Source organism: Bacillus sp. FSL H8-0547 (assembly GCA_038002745.1).
In the GTDB taxonomy this organism is placed as follows: domain Bacteria; phylum Bacillota; class Bacilli; order Bacillales; family Bacillaceae; genus Bacillus_P.
In genome coordinates this window covers 1493978-1517903 of the sequence record JBBODD010000001.1, presented here as the reverse complement: position 1 = coordinate 1517903, position 23926 = coordinate 1493978, and the positions used below count along the sequence as shown (strand labels likewise).

Here is a 23926-nt window from a genome sequence, read left to right as displayed (position 1 = left end):
GAGGCAATCAGATGGGCCGCTTAGAAAGTATATTTGAAAAGTTCATGCCTTTCTTCCTTCGATTTGCAAATGCGAAACCGACACTTGCAATTAAGGATGGATTTATTTTAACCATGCCGATGACCATTATCGGCTCCCTTTTCCTGCTCATTCTTGCTGCTCCGATTCCTGGCTGGGCAGAAACTATGGTAAAATTGTTCGGTGAACAGTGGAGCCTTCCGCTTACTCAGGTTGTCGGTTCTACATTTGATATTCTGGCGCTGATCGGCGTCTTTGGAATTGCATACTCATACGTTAAGAATGAAAAAATAGAAGGTACGCCGGCTGGTATTTTAGGAATCATCGCATTCCTGATCATTACTCAGGCTTCTGTACTGACAAAAGACGGCGAAACGGTCACAGGCGTTATTCCAAAAGTCTGGACCGGCGGACAAGGTGTACTTGCAGCCATTGTAGTCGGACTATTTGTCGGATTCGTTTACGCACAATTTATTAAACGCGACATTCGCATTAAAATGCCGGATGGTGTTCCGCCTGGTGTAGCGAACTCGTTCTCTGCCTTAATTCCGGGATTTGCAGTTATCACAGCTGCAGTCATTGTATTTGCACTTTGTCAGGCTTTTGCTGATAAGACATTTACTGAGGTTGTTTATACACTGCTTCAAGTGCCTGTGCAAAACTTGACGGACACGCTTACTGGAGCTGTCCTGATCATGGTCTTGATGTCCCTTCTATGGTGGTGCGGAATTCATGGTGCTGCCATCATCATGGGGGTTATGGGACCGCTTCTTACAGCCAATGCTCTGCAAAACCAGGCAATTATTGATTCTGGTGAAGCACTGGTTGTCGGAGAAAATGCTAAAATTGTAACCATTCAATTCCTGGATGTGTTTACAAAACTCGGAGGATCGGGGATTACGATCGGTTTCATTATCGCGGCTCTTATGGTGGCAAGGTCGTCACACTTAAAGCAGCTCGGCCGATTATCTCTTGGTCCAGGACTATTTAACATCAACGAACCAATCATTTTCGGTATGCCGATTGTGTTCAACCCAATCATGTTTGTTCCATTTATCGTTGTTCCTGCACTTGCATCGTTCATGGTCTACTTCTCCATCATTTGGGGATGGGTAGAACCGTTCAATGCCCTTCAGGTTCCTTGGACAACACCGCCGATTGTTTCCGGCTTTTTGATTGGTGGCTGGAGAGCTGCCCTGCTGCAGCTTGCAACGATTGCGATGTCTGTGGCAATCTATCTTCCATTCGTCAGAATGCAGGATCGTTTATCTTACGGCGAAGAGCTTAAAGCAAAAGAACAGTCAGAAAGTGCGATTGCCTGAAAGAACTGAATAAAAAATTACCCCCCGTACACAGATGCAGGGGGTAATTCTTTATTTTCATGAGAGTGGCCATATTAAATAGGAAAGAAGGAGATACAGATGAAGCATCTATTAGCTTTTGATATCGGCGGAACCGATTTGAAAATCGGGAAATTTTCTCTTGCAGGTGACCTTATTGAGTCCGGGAAACTGTCTTTGGAGAACAGAAAAGGAGAGACGATTCTATCTCAAATTGAAAGGCAGATCGATTCGGATACAGCAGGTCTAGCTCTCAGTATTCCGGGGTATATTGATCCGGCCACGGGTTTCATTGAAATGGGAGGTGCGATTGTCGATTTTAATGACTTCAACATTTTTGACTACTTTAAAGAGCGATATCCTGGCCTGACCATAACTGCTGAAAATGATGCGAACTGTGCAGCGCTTGCGGAAAAATGGAAAGGCAGTGCAAAGAAAGAGCGGGACTTTCTTTTTCTGACGATTGGAACGGGTATTGGCGGTGCCATTTACTTGAACGACGCTCTATACCGCGGGGTGCGCAACCGCTCAGGTGAGTTCGGGCACATGTTCAGTGAACACGTTACAAGTGACGTTGCAGAAAGTCATAAGTTTAACAAATCAGCGACGCTTGCAATTCTCCGTCAGAAATACGCAGAGTGCAAGAATATCCCTTTTCAAGATGTATCCGGCGAGCAAATCTTTGAAGCCTATGACAACGGGGAAGAAACTGCCTCGCATCTTGTCGGTGACTTATACACCGGTCTTGCAATGAACATATTGAATTTATATTATGTATTTGCACCGCCTGTTTTTTATATCGGAGGAGGCATTATTTCAAGAAAAACATTCATGCATGAATTAGAGCAGCGGATCCTGGAAATTGAGCCGGCATTCTCGGCAGTAATGAAGCCTGCCAGTTTTGGAAACCAATCAGGTATTATCGGTGCAGTTTATCATCATATCGCTTCAAAAAACATGGAGTAAAACAGAAAAAAGAAGAACCACAGACTAAATTTGGGTGTACAGGTTCGAATACTATAAGTGAATACCAGCAAATAAAGCCTGATTCAAGTATGAATGAGGCTTTTTCTTTAGCTTTTCAGCATTTATCTGATTCATCCTCGTATCGCCCGGCGATACAGCTTGCAAAAAGGAAGGAAAGCCTTCATAGTTAAAGGAAAGGGGGGCCGATATGAGACGCGATATACAACCGAATGAACGGGCATTTTCTTCAAAGGAAGCCGCGGAGGAAGTGGGAATTGCAACGCCCACCGTCCGTAAGTATGGCCAAATCTTAGAACGGAACGGATATGAATTCTTAAAAGATGGAGACAGGCGGATTTTCGTTCAGACTGATCTGAATGCGCTTATAGCGCTCCGCGATACGGACAAGCCGCTGGACGATACGGCAAAGGATCTAGTGGAACTGCAAAAGGAGCGTTTAACTGAATCCGATACGTCAGAAATTGCTGTATCAGGTACATACAATCAGCTGCCGAATGATCCGGCTCAACTGAAAGAAGCCCTGATGTATGTGGTAAATGAACTTGCAGCAGCGCGGGAAATGAATCTGGAGCTGAAAAACGATATGTCTCACCTGAAAACAGCCGTTTCCAGACTTCAGCAGGATCACCACGTCATCAGCTCCACAATCGGAAATTCGGCGCACAAGACGAACGTGAAAATGGAAAAGCTGATTCAGCAGCAGACAGCCCACTATGAAGCACTGCTTGAAGAGGAAAAACAAAAGAGCGAGCTGCTCCAAAAAGAAATACAGGCTATGCGTGACGAGCAGAAGCAGGAATGGAACTCGCAGAATGATTTTAACAGGCGACTTGAAGAGAGAATGCAGGGGCCTAAAGAAAGCTGGAACTGGCTTTTTTCTTTATTCAAGAAATAATAAAACAGGAGTCAACCCCATCATAAGCGGATTGACTCTTTTTTGTTGTATCGCCCGGCGATATATCTGTGAAATAGACACGATATGATAGAAATCGGTCTGTATCGGCAAAAGGTGCTCTCATTCCCGGGGAAATATCTGCATTTTTCAACTTTGTTCACTTATTTATTCCCCTATACTCTAAATCTCTTTTCCGCATCAGGGTCAATCTCTATTCCGAGGCCGGGCCTGTCAGGAAGATGTACGTATCCATCTTTAAAAAGCACCGGGTTTTGGACAAGCGTTCTTGCAAGAGGTGAATCAGAAACGGTATATTCCATCAGAAACCCATTAGGGATACTGGCGGCAAAATGAGTGCTTGCAGCGACCAATATGCCCGTTTTAAATGCGTGGGGGACAATTTTTTTATGCTCGGCATAAGCAAGATCAGCGATTTTCTTTCCTTCCGTTAATCCTCCGCACCTGCCCAGATCAGGCTGGATAATATCCACCCGGCCTTCTTTCATGAGTCTCTCAAATGCTTTTCTTCCGCTCTCATTTTCTCCTGCAGCGATATGAATGTCCGTTGCTGCCGAAAGCATGGCATAGCCCTCCAGATCGTCCGGAGCAAGCGGTTCTTCTATCCAGTGCACACCATACTCTTCAAACCGCCTGGCCATTTTGATGGCATGCTTGGCATCCCATCGCTGTCCGATATCAATCATAAGCTCTGTCCGTTCTCCGATAACAGACCGAATGGCCTTCACAGCCTCAACATCAAAATATTCGTCTTCTCCAAATGGACCCCAGCCAAATTTGATTGCTTTATACCCCATGCCCATATACTTTTCAGCCAGTAAGCAGGCTTCTTTAATCGTTTCCGGCATAACAAGGCTTGCGTAAGCTTTTACGCGGTTTCTGTATACACCGCCAAGCATTTGAGCTGTTGAGCGTTCTGCCCCCTTGCCGACAATATCCCATAGTGCCATATCAATTCCGCTGATGGCGTGGATGGCTGCCCCCTGCCTTCCATAGTAGGAGGAGCCATGAAACATGTTGTTCCAAAGCTTCTCACGGTCAAAAGGATCCTCTCCAATAATGATATCCTTTAATCCATTGCTGATTAAATGAGAAGCAGACGCTTCGATAATTGCCTTTGCCACTTGCGGTGAAGAATCTACCTCTCCTATTCCCGTTAAACCTTCATCGGTATGAATCCGGACCAGCAGCGTATCCTGTGTCCCGTCACAGCGGAGAGCATCAATTTCCGGCAGGTGCAGGTATATGGCTTCTATATCAGTAATTTTCACGAGTTATTCACCTGTTTCGTATGGAATATGAGTTATGAATGATACCTCGACAAGGTCCATGTCTTCCTGAAATGAGTCGGAGAGACGCCTTCATGCTGAAGAAATGTTGTCAAAAATGCGTTATAGCTGCTGAAGCCGGCTGCCTCTGCAACTTCGCTCACTTGATTGTCTGAATAGATCAGGACCTTTTTCGCATGTCCGATCTTCAGCTTGGTTAAGTATTCTTTAGGTGAAACACCATAATATCGCTTAAACTGGCGGATGAAGTGGTAATAGCTTAAGCCCGCCGCTTTGGCAGCATCCTGAATGTCTGCTGCTTGAGAGAAATGTTCTTCCATATACATTCTGCCATGTTCAAGTGCCTCAGGCTTTGCTCTGTTCAGGTCTTTCGGTTCGGCTCTGCTGTATTTCAGCAGCTGTGTCAGCATCTGATAAATGAGAATGTTGATTTCGGTTTCTTCTTTGTCATCAGCCGAGTCGCCCATTTTTAAAATCCGGATAAGCGTTGTTTCATATTCGTCTTTTCCTGCCGTGCCTCTGATTAAAGTGGAGGGGGATGGAAACCATTTTTCCATGAGATGCTTTATTTCATCGCCATTAAAGACGAGGTACATCATTTCGTACGGATCTTCAGGGTCTGCTTTATATTTGTGGGGGAGTCTCATGTCGTACAGGAGCCCGTCACCCGGTTCGAGTTTAATCCATTGATCATTTATGGCAAACCAGCCTCTGCCGGAGGTAACATAAAGAAATTCCCATGCCGGATAATAGTCACGTTCAAAATAAAACTCAGGCGACATTTTGTTGAATCCGCCGATTAAAGGGAAAAACAAATGCGAGCGGGCAAACCCGCTCGGCGAATAAACATGTTCAAAGTATTTTTTTTCGCTCATTGACTGACAGCTTCTTCTTCAAACGCCTTTGCATCGGAACACCATGGCGACATGCCGAGAAGCATTTTTCGCAGGTTTGTATCCGCTTTTGCTTTTAAAGCTTCTGAAGGCTCATATCCCGGCCAGGTGCGGACGAAGGAAGGAGCGTAATTGAAAATGAGGGAGCGTCTTGTTTCCTCAGAGAAATTGTTTAAAGCTGAATGGTAGGCAGAACCGTGAAAAACAACCGCTGTTCCTTTTTTCACATTCATTCGAACATGCCCCGGCATATCCTCCTGATTTTCAACCTTAGGCAGTTCATCATTGCTCATGTGGACACTTCCCGGAAGGAAAGCAAGACATCCTCCGTCATAGCTTACGTCCGATAGGAAGTAGAACACTTTAATCATGAAGGGAACTGGTTTTTCATCGACAAACAACGTTGTGCCTGTGTCGCGGTGCCAGTTTGTATGAGCTGCTTTTTTCGGAGGCTTGATTAAGCCGTCGTTATCGATCATCACGAACTGGTCTCCAAGCAGATCCCGCATAACATTCATCATTTTTGGATTTTCCATCAGCTCAAGAAATGCCTCTTCATGCTCAATGATTCCGCAGATTTGATCAACATGATCAAGGACACCTGTTTCAGGATTTTTGCGGTTTTCCTCGCGAAATACTGTCATCGCCTGATCCAGCTTCTCATTATAGTAAGCGGTTTCTTTTTGCGGCAAAAAATCCTCAAAAACCAAGTATCCGTCTCGTTCCCACATCATTTTTTGTTCAATAGTTAAACCGTGTAAATTCATTCCGTCTCCCCCTTAATCCCTTGAATAACCTCATTATAGAAGAAAGTTTATTGATAGGCTATATTGATTTGTGCTCAATATACACAAAAAATTGCTGTCATTACTAACAGCAATTTTTTGTCTTCATTTTGTCTGAACAGTTTTTAAATGTTTGATTTTCACATTCTCAAATACGGCTTTCCCTCCGTCGGAAAAGAGCGTGATTCCTTTGTCGCCGGGGTTTGGATAAACAAGATTGGAGTGAACGGTCTTCCCGTCATCTATGAACACTTCCACACTTGTTTTATCAACAAGAATTTTCATATGCACCTTTTTTTTGCCTGCATCAAACGGTGCTTTGCTTTCTGTGAGCTGATTGCTTTCGTCCGGGTGACCTGTGGGTCCGCGGTTCACAAAGGAATAACCTTCTGTTGAAGAGATTCCTGCGTCTGCGTGCCGTTTTCCATCCTCTGATTCAAGCAGCCGGAATCCGGCATTTTTCAGATCTGACCAGGAGATGTCCGCTTCCAGCATGTAGGTGTCATCGCGGACATCAAGGGTTTTGGCGCCGTCTACTTCGATTCTCTTGTAGGTTTTCGTGACGGTGTTCAGCTTATCCAGCTTTTCGCTGGGCTTTGAAGAAAGGTAATAATGATTGTTTGCTTCGTGCGTCAGCCTGATCTCACGAATGACAGAATCCTGGCCGTTAAATCCTTCTTCCATCGTTGGTGTGTTATTGGCATAAGCCCAGTTGTTCATCCAGGCAAGTGCGTATCGTTTGTCTAATGGATCTGACTCTGCGCTTTCAAATGTCACACCTCCATACCAGTCAAAGCCGTAGTCAAGCCATTCCGGTTCCTCGTGATCAGGCTTGAACTCAGTTCCATCAAATGAGCCGGTCCAGTAGGCATAGGTGTTGGGCTTACCTGACTCTTTCCCGTTTGCGCTCATGCCGAGCACCCACTTTTCAGTGCCGTCATCTGCCCGCATGCGGAAAAGATCAGGGCATTCAAGCACACCGAGATTTTCGGTTTGAAAGCTGCTTGTATAGCGCCAGTCTTTCAGGTTGTCTGATTCATAGAAGCCGATTTTATTTCCTTCTGCCATCGTCATCACCCATTTGCCGCGGATGTCATCGCGGATGATTTTAGGGTCCCTGAAATCCTTTGTACCGGGATTTTTCATGACAGGTTCTTCGCTGTAAGATTTAAAGGTCTTGCCTTTATCTGTACTGTACCAGAGGAACTGCTCCTGCTTCTGTCCGTCTTTTGACGGCTGGGTGACGACAGCAATAAAGGCGTCTTTTCCGAAGCCGGCTGTGTTTTCTTTATCAATAACGACAGATCCTGACCATGGATCTCCGTTTGCGTTTGTATATTTCGGGATAGCGACGCCTTCGTCCTTCCAGTGAACGAGGTCTTTTGAAACCGCATGGCGCCACTCTGTGCCGTTTCCGTCCGGATAGTCGCCATTATATAAATAGTAATAATGGTAGGTTCCTTCGTAGTAAACAGGCTTTTGCGGGTCATTTTTCCAGTGATCAGGGGCTGTAAAATGATAGGCAGCCCGGTATGAATGCTCTTCTTTTTCTGCTGGCGGAACATCTTTTGTTTTTAAAAAAGCGTGGATCAATATGCCGGTTGAGACGGTCATCCATATTCCGATCAGGATAATGCCTGCCGTCTTGTATCCTTTTTTGAGAACTTGTTTTTTACTCATAATCATCACCACTTTTTATATATAGAAAAAAGAAAATGCCCCGTGACATTTTCTTTCTCTTTTTTCTTTGGTTCTTACTCGTCGTCTGTGATCTGGCCCTGTTCAAGGATGCTGTCTTTTACGACCGATGTTTTGTTTCCTTTGATGTTCAGCTTAAAGCTCGGAGCAAAGGTTGACTTGTTGTCTTCAAAGAAGCCTCTGTTTGTCATATAGCTTGTGACAACGGCATCATCGCTGTCTTCCTGAGGGATGGCATAGTGAGCATAGTTCCAGGTAATATCATTTGGATCAAGGTCATGATGAAGCACGATGCCTGTTTTGTTAAGCGGCTTGAACTTGCCTGTCAGTGAGTCGGCTACATAGCCAAGAAGGTAGATATCCTGATTATCAATGCCGTCGATCGTCATTTTTGAACCGCGTGAGCTTGTGAACAAATACCATTTGCCGTCCTTTTTGAAGATGTTCGGACGTTCCACTTCGTCAGTGACCGTATTTGATACGATCAGCGGCTTCATTTCCTTTTTAAGGGTATAATCGTCATTGATTTCAATGATTCCGATTGCGCCGTTCGCTACTTCAGCCAGCTGCTTTTTGTCACTGTTCAAAAGAGCGTTCTTTTCCTGCTGGAAGAATTTGTTGCTTTTGCCGTAGTATGCTTGATTGTAAAGTGATTCTTCCCCTTGATAGCCGTACTCAGTGCCTGTGTTTGCTTCGAACACAAGGTATTTCTTGCCGTCTTCTTCAATATAGTGAGGATCTCTGAATGTATGGTTGTCATTCGGAGCTCCGTCTTTAGCAAACTTGTCTACTGTCTGATAGTATTTGCTGTCTTTGCCTTCGTAGATGGATTTATAATCAGAAACGCCATCAATTTTAAGTGATTTTGAATCAGGCTGAGAGACATTTACTTGTGCCGTTGTTAAGGTTTGTTTTCCATAATAACCTGCATCAGCATTGAAAGCTTCACGGTTTGTATAGAATAAGCGGACCTCTCCGTCTTCTGTGAATGTAGCTGAACCTGACCATTCTTCAGACTGACGTTTTAAGTAAGGGTCATTCGGTACGTTTTTATCATTGCTGTCAAAAACGCGTCCTGCATTTTTCCAGGCGTCAAGGGAGTTGTCGCCGGCTTTTTTATAGAACATGTAGATAAATGTGTCATTTGCATTTTTAGGATCGCCGGCTAAACCGAAAACAATATGGTAGCCTTTGTATTCTGCCACTGTGCCGTCAGCATTTTGAAGCGGCCATGTATCCCACACATCAAGGTCCATCGTTTCCCCTGATTCTGTTGTTTTCTTGGCAGAAGGGATATTTTCAATTTTTGAAGCGTCAAATTTTGGTACGGTGTATCTTGCATCACCGTGCTGGTTAATCATGTCTTTCATTGCAGAACGAGTGATTTGCGAAGTACCGTACGTTTCTTTGTAATCTGCCGGATCCTTTGGAGCTGCAGATGTTTGGGTTACCGCGCCGCTTAAAAGAATGCCTGTGCTGAGTGTTACTGCTGTTGCCTGTTTGGCAAGCCTGCTAAAGTTCATAAGTCTTCCTCCTCGTTTTTTGTATGATTGCTAGTACAACTTGAATTATAGGTCAGTCCTGAGAGAACAGGTATGGCACATATTGACCTGAATTTAGTCGTATATTGATATGGGATTTAAGAGGGAGAGAGTCGAATTTGCCGAATTGATAAAGAAAGGGGAGGAGAAAGAATGAATTTTGCTGTTAAACCAGTCCTTACCGGAGAATTCGTCCAGTTGAGGCCGTTTCTTGTGGAAGAGGATATGCCTTATATAGAAGAGTGTTTAAAAGATCCTGTGGTACTGAAGTACACCGGCAGTGAAGCTGCATATGACAAGAAAACAGTATATACATGGTATGCCTCAAGAAATGAGCAGTCCGGCCGCCTTGATCTTGCCATCGTGGACAAGGCACGGCAAGTGCTTGTGGGAGAAGCGGTTGTTAATCTGTATAATGCCGAAGACCGCAGCATGAATTTCAGAATCCTGATCGGTGCGGGAGGAAGGGACCGCGGGCTCGGAACAGAAGCAACCCGGCTGATCATTGATTACATGTTTGAAAAAACAGATTTAAACAGTCTGACTCTGAGTGTGTTCGCTTTTAATCCCCGTGCAGTAAGAGTGTATGAAAAGTCGGGGTTTGAAACAGTAAGCATTGATAAAGATGAATTGAAGCACGACGGGAAATGGATTGATTCGATCAATATGATGCTGACAAGAGAAAACTGGGAGAAAAGAAGAGCATGAATCTCTTAAAACAAGTATAGATAAAAAAGGCATACCGCCTCTCCTTGAGCGGTATGCCTATTCCTTTGAAAACCTTTCCCAGGATTTCTGATATTCATTAAGCAGCTGTTTCCTGTTCAGCTGTCTGCCGACGTAAAGCTGGGTGGCTTCACCGAATTCCTCGCGGATTCCGACGGGGAAATCGAACCAGTTGGACGGAACGGCGCTGCCTTCTTTATAGGTTTGCAGGGTCTCTTCTGCAAGAGTACCGAGGTTCTCTGCTTTAATATGATCGAAGGCGGGAATGAATTTGAATTCTTCGGTCATGTACCGCTTTCCTTCTTCTGATGAGACCATCCAGTTCAAGAACTTTTTAGCTTCTTTTTTCTTTTCGGGACTGGACTGCTTGTTGACGGCCCAATAATTTGGAACACTCACAACGAGAGCTTCCTTCACCGGTCTGTCGTTGATCGGAATGGGCATAAAGCCGATGTCCATATCCGGAGCAGCCTGATCAATCATCGGCTGGATCCAGTTTCCCTGCTGAATGACAGCTGCTTTGCCTGACGTGAAAAGGTCGACTTCCATTGCATAATCTGTTGTGAGCGGGTTGTCATTTCCGTACTGAAGAGTGAGGTCGAGCAGGTTGAGCAAGTCCTCAAAGTTTTGATTATTGCTGATTTTTTCTTTTCCGCTGTTCAGGTTTTGAATAAATGCTTCGGTGTTTTCCTGCTGGGCAAAAGCGATGTTCATGAGGTGATCACCGAGCTTCCAATCCTCATAATAGCCGGTTGCAAATGGAGTGACCCCGGAGTTTTTCAGTTTTTCTGCCGCAGCTCTTAGTTCAGATAGTGTTTCAGGAAGTTTCGCAACACCTGCTTTTTTGAAAAGGTCCCTGTTATAGATAAAACCATATCCCTCAAGGTTGACGGGCATGCCGTACACCTTTCCATTCCGTTTCATTGGAACCAGAGCTTCGGGGTAGGCGTCATTCACCCATGGTTCATTGGATAAATCCTCTAGATAGTCCTGCCACAGCCTGGCATTTTCATAGCCGGTGTTAGTGAAAATATCCGGTCCGCTGCCGGCTGCCATTTCCGCTTTTAAATCTGACAGATCATCCATGGCGCCGCCAACTGTATGCACACGAATCCTTACATGTGGATTTTCCCGTTCATAAGCCTTCGTCATTTCTTCGAACTGGGTGGAAACCTCTATCTTAGGGTTCCGCAGATCAAGTGTAATCTTTTCCTCTTTGACGTTCTGTTTTTCCGGCGCGGCATCGTTGTTGCATGCAGTAAGCAGCAGAAGAATTCCAATAAAATAAATAACCTTTTTCATTCAGCCGCTTCCTTTCTGAATTCAAATGGTGTCATTCCGACCATTTTTTTAAACAGCTTGGAAAAATAGATTTCATCCTGATAACCGAGCATGGTAGAGATGGAATAGATGGTTTTATCTGTTTCCCGCAGCCATTTTTTTGCCTGTTTGATCCGCAAATCCGTCATATATTTGGAAAGGGTCATTCCCGTTTCCTGCTTGAATTTCCTCGAAATATGCTCCCGGCTTAAAAAGAATACGTTCGACAGCTTTTCAAGGCTTAAATCCTCCATATAATAGGTATCCACATAGGACACGATATCTTCCATGCGGCGGGCAGCATCCAGTTCATCCAGCCGGTGGATTGATCTGAATTCCTGGTTTTCAAGTTTTTTCAGAAGCTCCTGAAAAGAGGATCTGATGTGTGCAAGGGAGATGGCTGACTCCCCCTCGACAAGTCTTACAGGGATGTCAAACTCTGAACTGATCCATTCTTCCGCTGTCAGCCACTGGTTCGGAGTGGTGATCACCAGACAGAGATTTAAGTCTGTCTGCAGGTGAAACGCATTTCCCAGTCTGCGGTTCATAAGTTCTTCTGACAGTTTTTGAATATAGGGTTCCGGCTGGTGCATCTGATAAAAAGAAAGCAGAGTCAGCTCATAGTCATCTGCTTCAGGAAGAAACTCGGCCAGACTTTCTGCGTCAGGCCTGTCGCCGTGACAGATGGAGGTTGCAACCTGGTTTCTTCGAAGTTTTTTCGCATCTTCCAGCACTTCGGCATGCTGAAAATCGTCTATCCAGGCCTGAACGGATTTTTCAAGCGTATGATTAAACGCTTCATATTCAATCGGCTTCAGCAGATAATCAAAGCTGCTGTGCTGGATCGCTTTGCGCATATAGGAATAATCATTATAGCCCGTAATAAAAACGACCTTCCCCGGATAAGAAATGGAATCGAGCCACTCAATAAGTTCCATGCCTGACATGCCGGGCATTTTAATATCTGTAAAAATCAGCTCCGGCTTTTCTTTTTCAATCCATTTTTTAGCTTCCTTGCCGTTGCCTGCCTCAAGCAATTGTGTAATTCCGTGCTTTTCCCATTCTCCCAGATGGCGAATGACATCCCGCACATTAAACTCATCGTCAACAATCAGTGCCTTCACCTTGTTCAGCTCCCTTCTCCTGAGACCGGTATTTTCATCCGGACCGAAAAGCCTTTTCCGTTCATTGAATCAACATGCAGCTGTGCGCCGGGTCCGTACCGGAGCAGGAGCCTGTCACGAATATTTTTCAAGCCGATATGTTCGGTTGAATAGGTTCCCTCAAATGGGGGCGTATAAATGTTGTTCCGCAATGTCTCAAGCTTGTCCTCTGTCAGTACGGGTCCGTCATTCTCCACCAAAAAATCAAGATGTCCGTCCTGAACGGAACCTTTAATAAGCAAATGAGCACTGCTGAATCCTTCCTCGTACGTGTGTTTGAAAAAGTTCTCGGCGAGCGGCTGCAGAATCATGCTTGGAATCGTCATGTCCAAAATGGTGTCGTCCATCTCGACTGAATAGCTCACTGAATCACCGAACCGTTCGGACTGCAGCGCAAGGTACGCTTTTGTATAGTCCACCTCGTCCCGGACCCGCACCCACTGATCTGCCTGCAGGGAGTAGCGCATCATTCTCGACAGTGAGGTGATCAGCTGATATACCTTTGGAGCCTTGGATCTAAGGGCAACCGCTCCGATCGACTGCAGGGCATTAAACAGGAAATGAGGATTGATCTGTGATTTCAGCGCCATGAACTGATTTTTTTTGTTCTCTATCTCAAGCTTATATTCCCGGTCAATATGGGTGTTGATCCGGTTCATCATATCCTTCATGTGAGACTCAAGGTGACCGATTTCATCATCCCGGCTGTCATCAAACGGAACATTTTCGTTTCCGCCTTCAATCGAGCGGACCTTTTGGCTCAGGCTTGCAATTGGGCGTGTAATCCGGTTTGAGATAACCGCAATCATTAAAAGGCCGAGCAGCCCCACGCCGATCCCTACGATAATATTCGTATAGGCTGTTTTCCTTACATCCTCATACAAAGCCTGACTGGAAGATTTTTTAATCAGCTGCCACCCTTTTAAGGACCCGGACAGCTCTTTAGAGAGAATAATATCCTGATTGTTTCCTTCAAGACGTTCCTTTTCACCGTTTGGAAGGACTTCGCCAATCAGGGATCTGTCATTTGAATACATGACCCGGTTTTTTGAATCAAGCAGCAAAACAGAAGAATCATTGCCTTGTACAAGGTTATTGCAGATGCGCGCGTACTCTCCCATGTCGATATCAATTGAGATAACTCCGAGAAATTTTTTGGAGAGTACGTCTGTTATTTTGTGATGAAACGTCAGCACCACTGTTTTATCCGATTCCGGAACAATGGCTGCGTTGTTGTAGTTTATAAGCGCGTGGGGCGGATCAATGATGTAATTCAGATCAGATGCATACAGTTCTTTCACCGGACCCTGCTCGAGAAAATCCGGCTGGTATCTGCGCGTGCTGATCATGGCATTATACAGCGTGAATGATTCTTTATTTTTATCAATATAAAAACGCATTTGTCTGATTTCCTTTCTCATCAGATAAAAGGTTTCAAGACTTTTTTCCATTGTTTTCGGGCTGAAGTAGATAGAATCTTCAAATCCGTTGTTGAAGATCCTGAACAGGTCCGGATTACGGTAAAGAAGAGACGGGAAGTCGATCATCTCCTCAAAATACTGTTCGAGCTCCTCCGCATTTTCCTGCAGCTGCTCCCGGCTGTTTTCAAGCTCATACTGCTCTACACTGCTTTTTGTGTATGTATAAATGAAAAAAACAGACAGGAAATACGGCAGCACAATGAATACCAGCAGCATAAGCAGCAGGCGGCTTTGTATGCTTTTCACACGGGACGCTCCTTTCTGATTGTTCTTTCTGCATCCTGCCATCATATCAGACCCGCATTCCTGGTCAATCATACCGCGGCAGGATTTGAGAAGGCGTCATATCCTCCTATTTTTTGCAGGAAGGGTCAGGATTATGTTCCCGTTCCTGTATGAGGTGCAAACAAAATGAATGTCACTCTATTAACAGTCTCAGCTTGTCAAAAGAGAGAAAACAAAGTATATTTAATTGAGAATGATAATCAATCGTAATTGTGCAATCATAAATAGATAATTCATAAAGGGGATGAAGGGTGTGAAGAACCACGAATTGTTTGATGTAACAGTCATCGGAGGAGGTCCGGCGGGGCTGTATTCAGCTTTTTACAGCGGGCTTAGAGAAATGAAAACAAAAATTATTGAATTTCAGCCGATGCTTGGCGGAAAGGTTCACGTATATCCTGAAAAGATGATCTGGGATATAGGCGGAATGACCCCCATTACAGGTGCAAAATTAATTGATCAGCTCGTTAAGCAGGGGCTGACGTTTCAGCCGGAGGTCGTGCTGAATGAGAAAATTGTGTCCATTTCAAAGAATGAAGAGGGAATCTTCATACTGAAAGCAGCATCAGGCCGCACGCATTTCTCCAAAACAGTTATAGCAGCAGTTGGAGGCGGCATACTAAATCCTCAGAAACTCGAAATTGAAGGGGCAGAGAGATTTGAAGTATCAAACCTGAATTACACGATCAAATCATTAAAGCGCTTTAAAGATAAGACGGTCATTATTTCCGGTGGAGGGAATTCGGCGATAGACTGGGCGCTCGAACTTGAACCGGTGGCAAAGAGCGTCTATGTTGTGTACCGAAAGGATGCGCTGAAAGGCCATGAAGCCCAAGTATCCCAGCTGATGAACAGCAGGGCGGAGTGCCTGTTCCATACATCGATTACAAAGCTCCTCGCTTCTGATGATCACGAACGGATCGAGAAGGTAGAACTGACGAATCAGCAAACAGGAGAAACGTTCATACTTGAAGTGGATGAAGTTGTGATTAACCATGGATACGAAAGGGATTCAGCCCTGCTGCAAAACAGCAGCCTGAACATCGCGCTTGCTGAGGAGTTCTACATTGCCGGAAATGAATCAAGCGAATCATCTGTCGAAGGACTTTATGCAGCGGGAGACATTCTCATGCATGAAGGCAAACTGCATCTGATTGCGGGAGCTTTTCAGGATGCGGCAAACGCCGTGAACAAGGCAAAGCAGTACATACAGCCGGGAGCGCAAAAAGCAGCGATGGTTTCTTCTCATAATGAGGTGTTTAAGGAGCGGAACAGAGAGCTTGTGAGAGAGATGCTGGGCTAAAAGAAAAGAGGGAGGAGCTTTCTGATGAGGAGGGCTCTTTTTGCTGATAGCATTTAAAGCAACGGCAGATCAGCGATTGTCCTTTCAAACCTTCTCCCAATGTGCTCTGAAAGGTTATCCTTTGCCGTTTGCGTGATATTGTTAAGAAAAGATTAAATGTGTAAAAAGAAACAGGAATTTGTCGTTTTATTTCGAATGTGTATAGAGTTAAGCAACATGCCCGATAAAAGGTCCTAGGAGGATGAGAATGGCTCAAAATGAAATGATGCATCCGAAATTAAGCAAAGTGATTGAAAATATAGAGCACGTTATGGTCGGAAAGCGCGATGTTGCCGTGCTAAGCCTTGTGGCAATCCTTGCGGAAGGACATGTTCTTCTTGAAGATGTTCCCGGAGTCGGAAAAACGATGATGGTCAGATCTCTTGCCAAATCAGTGGGAGCAGATTTTAAGAGAATACAGTTCACGCCCGACTTGCTCCCTTCCGATGTCACAGGCGTATCCATCTACAATCCGAAAACCCTTGAATTTGAATACCGTCCGGGTCCAATCATGGGCAACATTGTCCTTGCGGATGAAATCAACCGGACATCTCCTAAAACGCAGTCTGCTCTCCTTGAAGGAATGGAGGAGGCCAATGTCACGGTCGACGGGGTGACGAAATCACTCGGCAAGCCGTTTTTCGTAATGGCAACACAAAATCCTATTGAGTATGAGGGCACATACCCACTTCCTGAAGCACAGCTTGACCGGTTCCTTTTCAAAATCAGAATGGGTTACCCGTCAGCAGGTGAAGAGCTTGAGATCCTGAACCTTGCGGAAAAAGAACGTCCGATTCACAAACTTGAACCTGTCATCACAAAAGAAGAACTTGTGGAATTGCAGGGTGAAATCCAAACCGTGTATGTGGATGAAACGGTTAAGCGGTATATTATTGACCTCGTCACAAAAACACGCAAACATCCGTCCGTTTATTTAGGTGCAAGTCCCCGCGGGTCCATCGCTCTTATGAAAGCCGCGCAGGCATATGCCTTTTTATACGGCCGTGATTATGTCATTCCGGATGATATCCAGTTCCTCGCGCCTTACACCCTGCCTCACCGGATGATACTCAAGTCCGAAGCGAAATACGAAGGGAAGTCTGCCGGACAGCTGCTTACTGAAATCATTTCCAGGACACCAGTTCCTGTGCAAAGGTCGATGAGCCGTTAATGAAGAGCTTTTTTCTGAAAATCCGGTATGTCTGGAAGCTTGTCAGTCTGTTGTTTTTCACGGCGGTTACCTTTGCATATGCGATGTTTCAGGGGGGATTTGTCAGCTGGTTTCTTTTTTACAGCTTTCTGCCGATCTCCTTTTATTCGCTTCTTGTCGCCTTGTATCCGGTGCGGACGTTCCAGGTCACAAGGTCCATTAATCAGGAGCAGTTTTCAGTGGGAGAAAAGCTGATTGGGACAATAACAATTGAGCGTGCCTTCCCGTTTCCTCTGTTTTACCTGGTGGTGGAGGATGTACTGCCGGAGAAACTCTCCAAACTTAAGGAGCGGCAGGAGCCGAAAAAGCTGCTGTATCCATGGTTTAAAAAGAAAATCACCATGAGCTACGAATTAAGCCGGATGCCAAGAGGAGAACACCGGTTTACACAGGTCCGAGTCAGAACCGGCGACTTGTTCGGGCTGATTGATAAAGAAGTGACATTCGATGCCGAAAACTACTTCCTCGTTTATCCGCATTCTGTTGATTTATCCTACAGGCAGAATGAAAAACAGTTTGAGCAAGGCGCAGCGAGTTCAAAAGCGAAGTTCTGGCAGGATACGACAATGGCTATCGGCATCAGGGATTACCAGCCGGGAGACAGGTTCTCCTGGATTGACTGGAAATCAACTGCAAGACGCGACCGCATTATGACAAAGGAATTTGAACAGATGCAGAGTCACGATGTTGTAGTGATGATGGACCGCTCGCCATCAGATGTATTTGAGGAAATCGTCACGTTCTCGGCATCCCTCGCTAAATCAATCATCAAAAGCGGTGCCAAACTTGGATTTGTTTCCATCGGAAGCGAAAAGTCCATTTTTTCCATTCAGGAGACGGAACAGAATCTTCAGCAAATCTACTATCACCTTGCAAAAACGGACTGCGACAGCGGGACATCGTTTGCCGAAATTGCAGAAACGGAGCTTCCTGTCTGGCAGTCTAAAAATGCGACCCCTCTGCTTGTCACATCCGCCTTATCTCTTGATTTGGTAAGAAAGCTTGAGCGCCTGGGATCGCGCAGCCATGCGGCGCTCGTCTTTCTTGTGAAAAAAGAGGGTGAACGGATAACAAGTGAAGAAAAAGTGATGATGGACCGGCTGATGAAACGGAAAATCATAACAAAAGCCGTCGGAGCGGGACGGTTTGAAGAAGCCTTTAAAGAGGTGAGCATGCTGTGAGTGAACAAATGGAAAAACAGACAGCGATTTTTATCTACTATGCCTTTGCCTTTCTTTTATTATGGGAGTGGCTCAGACCCCTTCAGGATTTTACGGAAACAGGAAATACCCTTGTCTTTGTTCTGTTTATCGGCATCAGCTTCTTTTTCATTTCAATCGGAGCCAAATGGTACACCGCTGCTGCTGTAAAAATTGTCTATATTCTGTTTGTGCAGCATCTTTTATTTTTTGAAGGATCTCTTTTAAACCCTTCCTGGGTCGGGACGTTTATAAATGACATTAGAGATAACATTGCTCTTATGATGAATGCGGAATGGATGGACATAACATCGCCATTCAGGACGCTGCTGTTCTTTGTCCTGCTTTGGCTGCTTGTGTATCTGATCAATTATTGGATCGTTGTCCAGAAGCGGATCATGTTCTTTTTTATCATCACGCTTGTGTATGTCACTGTTCTTGACACGTTCACAGAGTATGATGCAAGCATCGCCATTGTAAGAATTGTCGTGATCGGCTTTGTGCTGATTGGTCTTTTATATCTGGAAAGGCTGCGTATTCTTGAACGGATCAAGAGGGAGCGCTATATGACAGTCAAGTGGGTTCTGCCGCTTACTGCTTTGATCGGTTCTGCCGTATTTATCGGAATCCTTGCCCCGAAAGCGGAGCCGCAGTGGCCGGACCCCGTTCCTTATTTGACGGCTTACGGAAGTCAGGATGAAGGACCGAATGGAGGAGTAAATAAAATTGGCTACGGCCCGAATGATGAACAGCTCGGGGGATCCTTTGTAGCAGACAATACCCCTGTTTTCACCGCTGTTGCTGAAGACCGTCACTACTGGAAAGTGGAGACAAAAGATGTTTACACAGGGAAGGGATGGGAACTGTCAGATCCTGAAGCGGATAATGTGCAGATGGATCCGGATGAAATCACTGTCCTTTCAACAGAAGAAGGGACAGAGACCGTTCCGATGACAGCCAGTGTGGAAATTGACCGCAGGTACAGATATGATCACATTATTTACCCTGCAGGCGTGCAGTCTGTCAGCCTTCCTGAGAATGCCGTTCTTGATGTGAACCCGGTTTCTGAACAGATGAGACCGCGCATTTCAGAAGACAGAGGCTACTTCCCGCCCGGCTCCTACGAAACGGCATACAATTTTCCTAACTTTAAAATTGACGAACTGCGGAAAGTCACAGCAAATGCAGGACTCTCAGAAGAGGAGATTGCCCGGTATACACAGCTGCCTGAAGAGCTTCCGCAGCGTGTCCGCGATCTTGCGCTTAATCTGACGGAGAGCAACGGCAATTACTATGATAAGGCAAAATCAATTGAGACGTACTTGGGCGGTTCGCAGTTTTCCTATGAAACAACGGATGTTGCGGTTCCGAGAGGAGAAGAGGATTACGTTGACCAGTTCCTTTTTGAGACGTTTAAAGGCTACTGTGATAACTTCTCCACTTCCATGATCGTTCTGCTCCGTGCTGCGGATATTCCTGCCCGCTGGGTGAAAGGCTATTCAGACGGTTCCTTCGTCCAGAGTCTTGGAGGCAGCAAAAAAGAGTATACAGTGACAAACAATAATGCCCACTCCTGGGTTGAAGTTTATTTCAGCGGCATCGGCTGGGTGCCGTTTGAGCCGACGAAAAGCTTTACAAACCCCTATGATTTTACGTTTAACCTGAATACTTCCGAAACGCCTGAAGCCGAAACACCAGAACAAAGAGAACCTGAGCGGGAGCCGGTTCCTGAAGATAGCCGGACGGAAAATTCAGGAGGAACATCAGAAAACCCTCTTCCGTTCAACATTCAGATCGGCAGTACTGCTTTTTATCTCATTCTGGCAGCAGCTGCGGTCATTGCGTTTGTTCTATATAAAACAAGATTAAGATGGATGCCGTACGTTATCTTGTTCAGGTATAAGCACCGGAAGGACGAAAAGGTCTACGGTGAGGCCTACAATGCCCTTCTTAAACAGCTTGAACGATACGGTCTGAAGCGTCAGGACGGGCAGACCCTGCGTGATTATGCCCATTACATCGACTCGTTTTTTGATATGCGGGATATGACCCAGCTGACGGCCAGCTACGAAAAATCGCTGTACAGGGGAGACAGTTCGAAAGAAGAATGGATAAAATCCATGAAGTTGTGGGAAAATTTAATTAAAAAGATAGCATCTTGACCGAATTGCGGGAGATTGTTAGAATAGGGAAAAATTAATAGTGCTTACCCTTCATATATCCTCGATAATATGGTTCGAGAGTCTCTACCGGATTGCCGCAAATAATCTGACTATGAAGGCAGAATATACACCTGTAAAAGCTGGAATTCTGCCTTCTTTTCTTTTTGGATTGGAAGGTATAGTTCCAGCTTTTTTTATGCCCAGTTTCTGAATCCTATTTTTATAGGGTATCTTTTAAATGAGGTGAACATCCGTGAACAACTTGCAAGATGAAATGGTAGTCGTATTGGATTTCGGAAGTCAGTACAACCAGCTGATTACGCGCAGAATCCGTGAGCTTGGCGTATACAGTGAGCTTCATCCCCACACGCTGACAGCAGAAGAGATCAAGGAAATGAACCCTAAAGGAATTATCCTTTCAGGCGGACCGAACAGTGTATACGGCGAAAATGCTTTCCGCTGCGATGAGCGGATTTTCGACCTGGGCATCCCGGTTTTTGGGATTTGCTACGGTATGCAGCTGATGACTCACTACCTTGGCGGGAAAGTAGAAGCTGCCAATCACCGTGAGTATGGAAAAGCAACATTGAACGTTCAAACAGAAACAGCCCTTTTCGCAGATCTTCCTAAACAGCAGATCGTGTGGATGAGCCACGGCGATCTTGTAGCTGATATCCCGAATGACTTTATCGTTGATGCAACAAGCCCGTCATGCCCGTTTGCTGCAATCAGCAATGAGGAAAGACGTCTTTACGGCGTTCAGTTCCATCCGGAAGTGCGCCATTCAGAATTCGGAAACGATATGCTCCGCAATTTCGTATTCGGAGTGTGCGGATGCAGTGGTGAATGGTCCATCGAAAGCTTTATTGAGCTTGAACTTCAAAAGATCCGCGATGAAGTCGGCGACAAAAAAGTGCTTTGTGCACTGAGCGGCGGCGTAGATTCTTCTGTTGTAGCCGTACTTATTCATAAGGCGATCGGCGATCAGCTGACATGTATCTTTGTTGACCACGGACTTCTCCGTAAAGATGAAGCTGACGGCGTAATGAAGACGTTCAGCGAAGGCTTTAACATGAATGTCATTAAAGTGGATGCAAAAGACCGCTTCATGGAAAAACTCCGCGGAGTATCCGACCCTGAGCAGAAACGCAAAATCATCGGCAATGAGTTTATTTATGTATTTGATGATGAGGCAACAAAGCTTGAAGGCATCGAATTCCTTGCGCAGGGTACGCTTTACACAGATATTATCGAGAGCGGAACGGCAACAGCTCAAACAATTAAATCTCATCATAATGTAGGCGGACTGCCGGAGGACATGCAGTTCAAACTGATTGAGCCGCTTAACACTCTATTCAAGGATGAAGTGCGCGCGCTTGGTTCAGAGCTTGGCATTCCTGATGCAATCGTTTGGCGCCAGCCTTTCCCGGGTCCTGGACTTGGTATTCGCGTATTGGGTGAGATCTCAGAAGAAAAACTTGAGATTGTTCGTGAATCAGATGCAATCCTTCGTGAAGAAATCGCAAAAGCAGGTCTTGAGCGTGATGTATGGCAGTACTTCACCGTTCTCCCTGATATCCGCAGTGTAGGTGTTATGGGGGATGCAAGAACGTATGACTACACAATCGGCATCCGTGCCGTAACGTCAATCGACGGCATGACCTCTGACTGGGCACGTATTCCTTGGGAGGTTCTCGAGATCATCTCTACTCGCATTGTAAATGAAGTAAAACACATAAACCGCGTAGTTTATGACATCACGAGCAAGCCGCCAGCAACAATTGAGTGGGAATAAACGAACAAAAACGAACATTTTATATAAAATGTTCGTTTTTTTTGTTGACGACTTTATGCCTATGCTGATAAGATAGACCTATCAAAAATATTGTCTAAATACGTCGTATAAAGTTGGGGATATGGCCCAAAAGTTTCTACCAAGCTGCCGTAAAGAGCTTGACTACGAGGTGTTATATAGTTCGGTGCATTCGGATAACTCTAACATGTGCCAACCTGTCTAATATCCATGTCGTCAAGCGCTCCTCTGCAGCAGGAGCGCTTTTTTGCACTTATCTGTTTGTTTATACACGGGCCCCCGGCAAGGCGTTAAGATACAGGAGGATTTAACATGAAAAAGTATTTTCAGTTTGAAGAGCTTGGCACGAACTACCGCCGCGAGTTTATCGGCGGACTTACAACGTTCCTTTCTATGGCTTACATCCTGTTCGTCAATCCGCTGACACTTTCTCTGGCGTCAGTGCCTGATTTTCCGAATGAATTAAGAATGGATCAGGGAGCTGTGTTTACGGCAACTGCTCTTGCTGCGGCAATTGGATCCCTTTTAATGGGGCTCATAGCCAGGTATCCGATAGCGCTTGCTCCGGGAATGGGGCTGAACGCATTCTTCGCCTTTACAGTTGTTCTTACAATGGGCATCCCTTGGCAGACAGCATTGTCCGGCGTTCTTGTTTCGGGTCTGATCTTTATCGTTTTAACAACGTCAGGTCTCCGCGAAAAAATCATTAATTCAATCCCGGAGGAACTAAAGTACGCTGTTGGAGCCGGTATTGGATTGTTTATTACTTTCGTAGGTTTTCAGAATGCAGGAATCATAACAAATAATGACGCTGTGCTTGTAGGACTCGGCAATTTAAAAGACGGAAACGCATTGCTTGCGATTTTCGGAGTGTTTGTGACTGTGATCTTTATGGTTAAGCGAATCAACGGCGGAATTTTCTACGGAATGATCCTTACGGCGATTGTGGGAATGATCTTTCAATTAATCGACGTTCCAACACAGGTGGTTGGAGCTGTTCCGAGTCTTGAGCCGACATTCGGTGCTGCTTTTGCAAATCTGGATCAATTGTTCACTCTTCAAATGCTTGTAGTTATACTGACTTTCCTTTTTGCAGATTTCTTTGATACAGCCGGAACGCTTGTAGCAGTAGCTAACCAGGCTGGTCTTATTAAAGAAAACAAACTTCCTAGAGCAAGCAAAGCGCTTTTCGCGGACTCTGCTGCAACGGTTATTGGATCGATTTTAGGTACATCAACAACGACTTCCTACATTGAATCATCTGCAGGAGTTGCAGCAGGTGCGAGAACGGGATTTGCATCCGTCGTTACAGCCGGACTGTTCCTGCTCGCCTTGTTCTTCTCGCCGCTGCTCGGTGTCATCACAGCGCCGGTAACAGCACCTGCACTTATTATAGTAGGAATTCTCATGGTTTCATCTCTCGGAAAAATTGACTGGAACAAGTTTGAGATTGCTGTACCGGCATTCCTGACCATCATTGCCATGCCGCTCACGTACAGCATTGCAACAGGAATCGCGATTGGATTTATCTTCTATCCGGTAACAATGATCGTGAAAGGAAAGGCGAAAGAGATCCATCCGATCATGTATGGATTGTTCATCATCTTCATCCTCTACTTTGTCTTTTTGGCAGGATAATAGAATAGAAGTAAAAAAGAGGTGCTCCGGCATCTCTTTTTTTATTGACTTTACCTGCGGGTGTTGGTATATTAACTCTTGTGCTTTTTAAGAGAAAGGCGCGGAGCTGAAAAATACCACTAA

At 45.3% G+C, this 23926-nt stretch carries 18 protein-coding genes and 2 riboswitches; of the genes, 10 read left to right on the top strand and 8 right to left on the bottom strand.

Annotation, left to right across the window (positions count from 1 at the left end):
- Nucleotides 1–11: 11 nt before the first annotated feature.
- The 3 genes from MHB63_07315 to MHB63_07305 all read left to right on the top strand — a co-directional run bounded on the left by MHB63_07315 (nucleotide 12) and on the right by MHB63_07305 (nucleotide 3240).
- A complete protein-coding gene (locus MHB63_07315) occupies nucleotides 12–1340 on the top strand; it encodes a PTS sugar transporter subunit IIC (GenBank protein MEK3806387.1) in 1329 nt (442 codons plus the stop codon).
- Between the two features lie 99 nt (nucleotides 1341–1439).
- Nucleotides 1440–2324, top strand: a complete 885-nt coding sequence (locus MHB63_07310; GenBank protein ID MEK3806386.1) for an ROK family protein — start codon at nucleotides 1440–1442, stop codon at nucleotides 2322–2324.
- Between the two features lie 208 nt (nucleotides 2325–2532).
- A complete protein-coding gene (locus tag MHB63_07305) occupies nucleotides 2533–3240 on the top strand; it encodes a hypothetical protein (GenBank protein ID MEK3806385.1) in 708 nt (235 codons plus the stop codon).
- A gap of 173 nt (nucleotides 3241–3413) precedes the next feature.
- On the opposite strand, the gene MHB63_07300 is transcribed toward MHB63_07305, so the two are convergent.
- From MHB63_07300 to MHB63_07280, 5 genes are all read right to left on the bottom strand, one after another.
- The gene (locus MHB63_07300) at nucleotides 3414–4529 is read right to left on the bottom strand and encodes a mandelate racemase/muconate lactonizing enzyme family protein (GenBank protein MEK3806384.1); all 1116 of its coding nucleotides are present in this window, start codon (nucleotides 4527–4529) and stop codon (nucleotides 3414–3416) included.
- Between the two features lie 32 nt (nucleotides 4530–4561).
- On the bottom strand, nucleotides 4562–5422 hold the full coding sequence (locus MHB63_07295) for an AraC family transcriptional regulator (protein MEK3806383.1): 861 nt from the start codon (nucleotides 5420–5422) through the stop codon (nucleotides 4562–4564).
- Nucleotides 5419–6207, bottom strand: a complete 789-nt coding sequence (locus MHB63_07290) for a phytanoyl-CoA dioxygenase family protein (GenBank protein MEK3806382.1) — start codon at nucleotides 6205–6207, stop codon at nucleotides 5419–5421. Before MHB63_07290 ends, MHB63_07295 begins: the two co-directional genes overlap by 4 nt.
- Nucleotides 6208–6330: 123 nt before the next feature.
- A complete protein-coding gene (locus tag MHB63_07285; protein MEK3806381.1) occupies nucleotides 6331–7839 on the bottom strand; it encodes a glycoside hydrolase family 32 protein in 1509 nt (502 codons plus the stop codon).
- A 140-nt stretch (nucleotides 7840–7979) separates the two neighbouring features.
- Nucleotides 7980–9446, bottom strand: a complete 1467-nt coding sequence (locus MHB63_07280; protein MEK3806380.1) for a glycoside hydrolase family 68 protein — start codon at nucleotides 9444–9446, stop codon at nucleotides 7980–7982.
- A gap of 171 nt (nucleotides 9447–9617) precedes the next feature.
- Here MHB63_07280 and MHB63_07275 point away from each other — a divergent pair, with 171 nt between their 5' ends.
- Entirely contained in the window at nucleotides 9618–10172 is a 555-nt protein-coding gene (locus MHB63_07275; GenBank protein MEK3806379.1) for a GNAT family protein, read from the top strand.
- 57 nt (nucleotides 10173–10229) lie between these two features.
- Here the strand turns inward: MHB63_07275 and MHB63_07270 are convergent, their stop codons facing one another.
- The 3 genes from MHB63_07270 to MHB63_07260 are packed head-to-tail and all read right to left on the bottom strand — an operon-like array spanning nucleotide 10230 to nucleotide 14400.
- Complete coding sequence (locus MHB63_07270) at nucleotides 10230–11492, bottom strand: ABC transporter substrate-binding protein (GenBank protein ID MEK3806378.1); 1263 nt, start codon at nucleotides 11490–11492, stop codon at nucleotides 10230–10232.
- On the bottom strand, nucleotides 11489–12634 hold the full coding sequence (locus tag MHB63_07265; GenBank protein MEK3806377.1) for a response regulator: 1146 nt from the start codon (nucleotides 12632–12634) through the stop codon (nucleotides 11489–11491). The genes MHB63_07270 and MHB63_07265 overlap by 4 nt, the downstream gene beginning before the upstream one ends.
- Nucleotides 12635–12639: 5 nt before the next feature.
- Nucleotides 12640–14400 carry a histidine kinase gene (locus tag MHB63_07260; GenBank protein ID MEK3806376.1) on the bottom strand — a complete coding sequence of 587 codons (1761 nt, stop codon included), beginning with the start codon at nucleotides 14398–14400 and terminating at the stop codon, nucleotides 12640–12642.
- Between the two features lie 292 nt (nucleotides 14401–14692).
- Between MHB63_07260 and MHB63_07255 the strand changes: the two genes are divergently transcribed.
- From MHB63_07255 to MHB63_07230, 6 genes are all read left to right on the top strand, one after another.
- Nucleotides 14693–15742, top strand: a complete 1050-nt coding sequence (locus tag MHB63_07255) for an NAD(P)/FAD-dependent oxidoreductase (protein ID MEK3806375.1) — start codon at nucleotides 14693–14695, stop codon at nucleotides 15740–15742.
- Nucleotides 15743–15989: 247 nt separating this feature from the next.
- Nucleotides 15990–16952: a MoxR family ATPase gene (locus tag MHB63_07250; protein ID MEK3806374.1), complete on the top strand. Its 963-nt coding sequence runs from the start codon at nucleotides 15990–15992 to the stop codon at nucleotides 16950–16952.
- Nucleotides 16952–18172 carry a DUF58 domain-containing protein gene (locus MHB63_07245; GenBank protein ID MEK3806373.1) on the top strand — a complete coding sequence of 407 codons (1221 nt, stop codon included), beginning with the start codon at nucleotides 16952–16954 and terminating at the stop codon, nucleotides 18170–18172. The genes MHB63_07250 and MHB63_07245 overlap by 1 nt, the downstream gene beginning before the upstream one ends.
- A complete protein-coding gene (locus MHB63_07240; GenBank protein MEK3806372.1) occupies nucleotides 18169–20352 on the top strand; it encodes a transglutaminaseTgpA domain-containing protein in 2184 nt (727 codons plus the stop codon). Before MHB63_07245 ends, MHB63_07240 begins: the two co-directional genes overlap by 4 nt.
- A gap of 31 nt (nucleotides 20353–20383) precedes the next feature.
- Nucleotides 20384–20485: riboswitch (purine riboswitch) on the top strand.
- Nucleotides 20486–20605: 120 nt separating this feature from the next.
- Nucleotides 20606–22147 carry a glutamine-hydrolyzing GMP synthase gene (guaA, locus tag MHB63_07235; protein ID MEK3806371.1) on the top strand — a complete coding sequence of 514 codons (1542 nt, stop codon included), beginning with the start codon at nucleotides 20606–20608 and terminating at the stop codon, nucleotides 22145–22147.
- An 83-nt stretch (nucleotides 22148–22230) separates the two neighbouring features.
- A riboswitch (purine riboswitch) is annotated at nucleotides 22231–22332 on the top strand.
- 145 nt (nucleotides 22333–22477) lie between these two features.
- Nucleotides 22478–23803: an NCS2 family permease gene (locus MHB63_07230; protein MEK3806370.1), complete on the top strand. Its 1326-nt coding sequence runs from the start codon at nucleotides 22478–22480 to the stop codon at nucleotides 23801–23803.
- The last annotated feature ends 123 nt before the right edge of the window (nucleotides 23804–23926 follow it).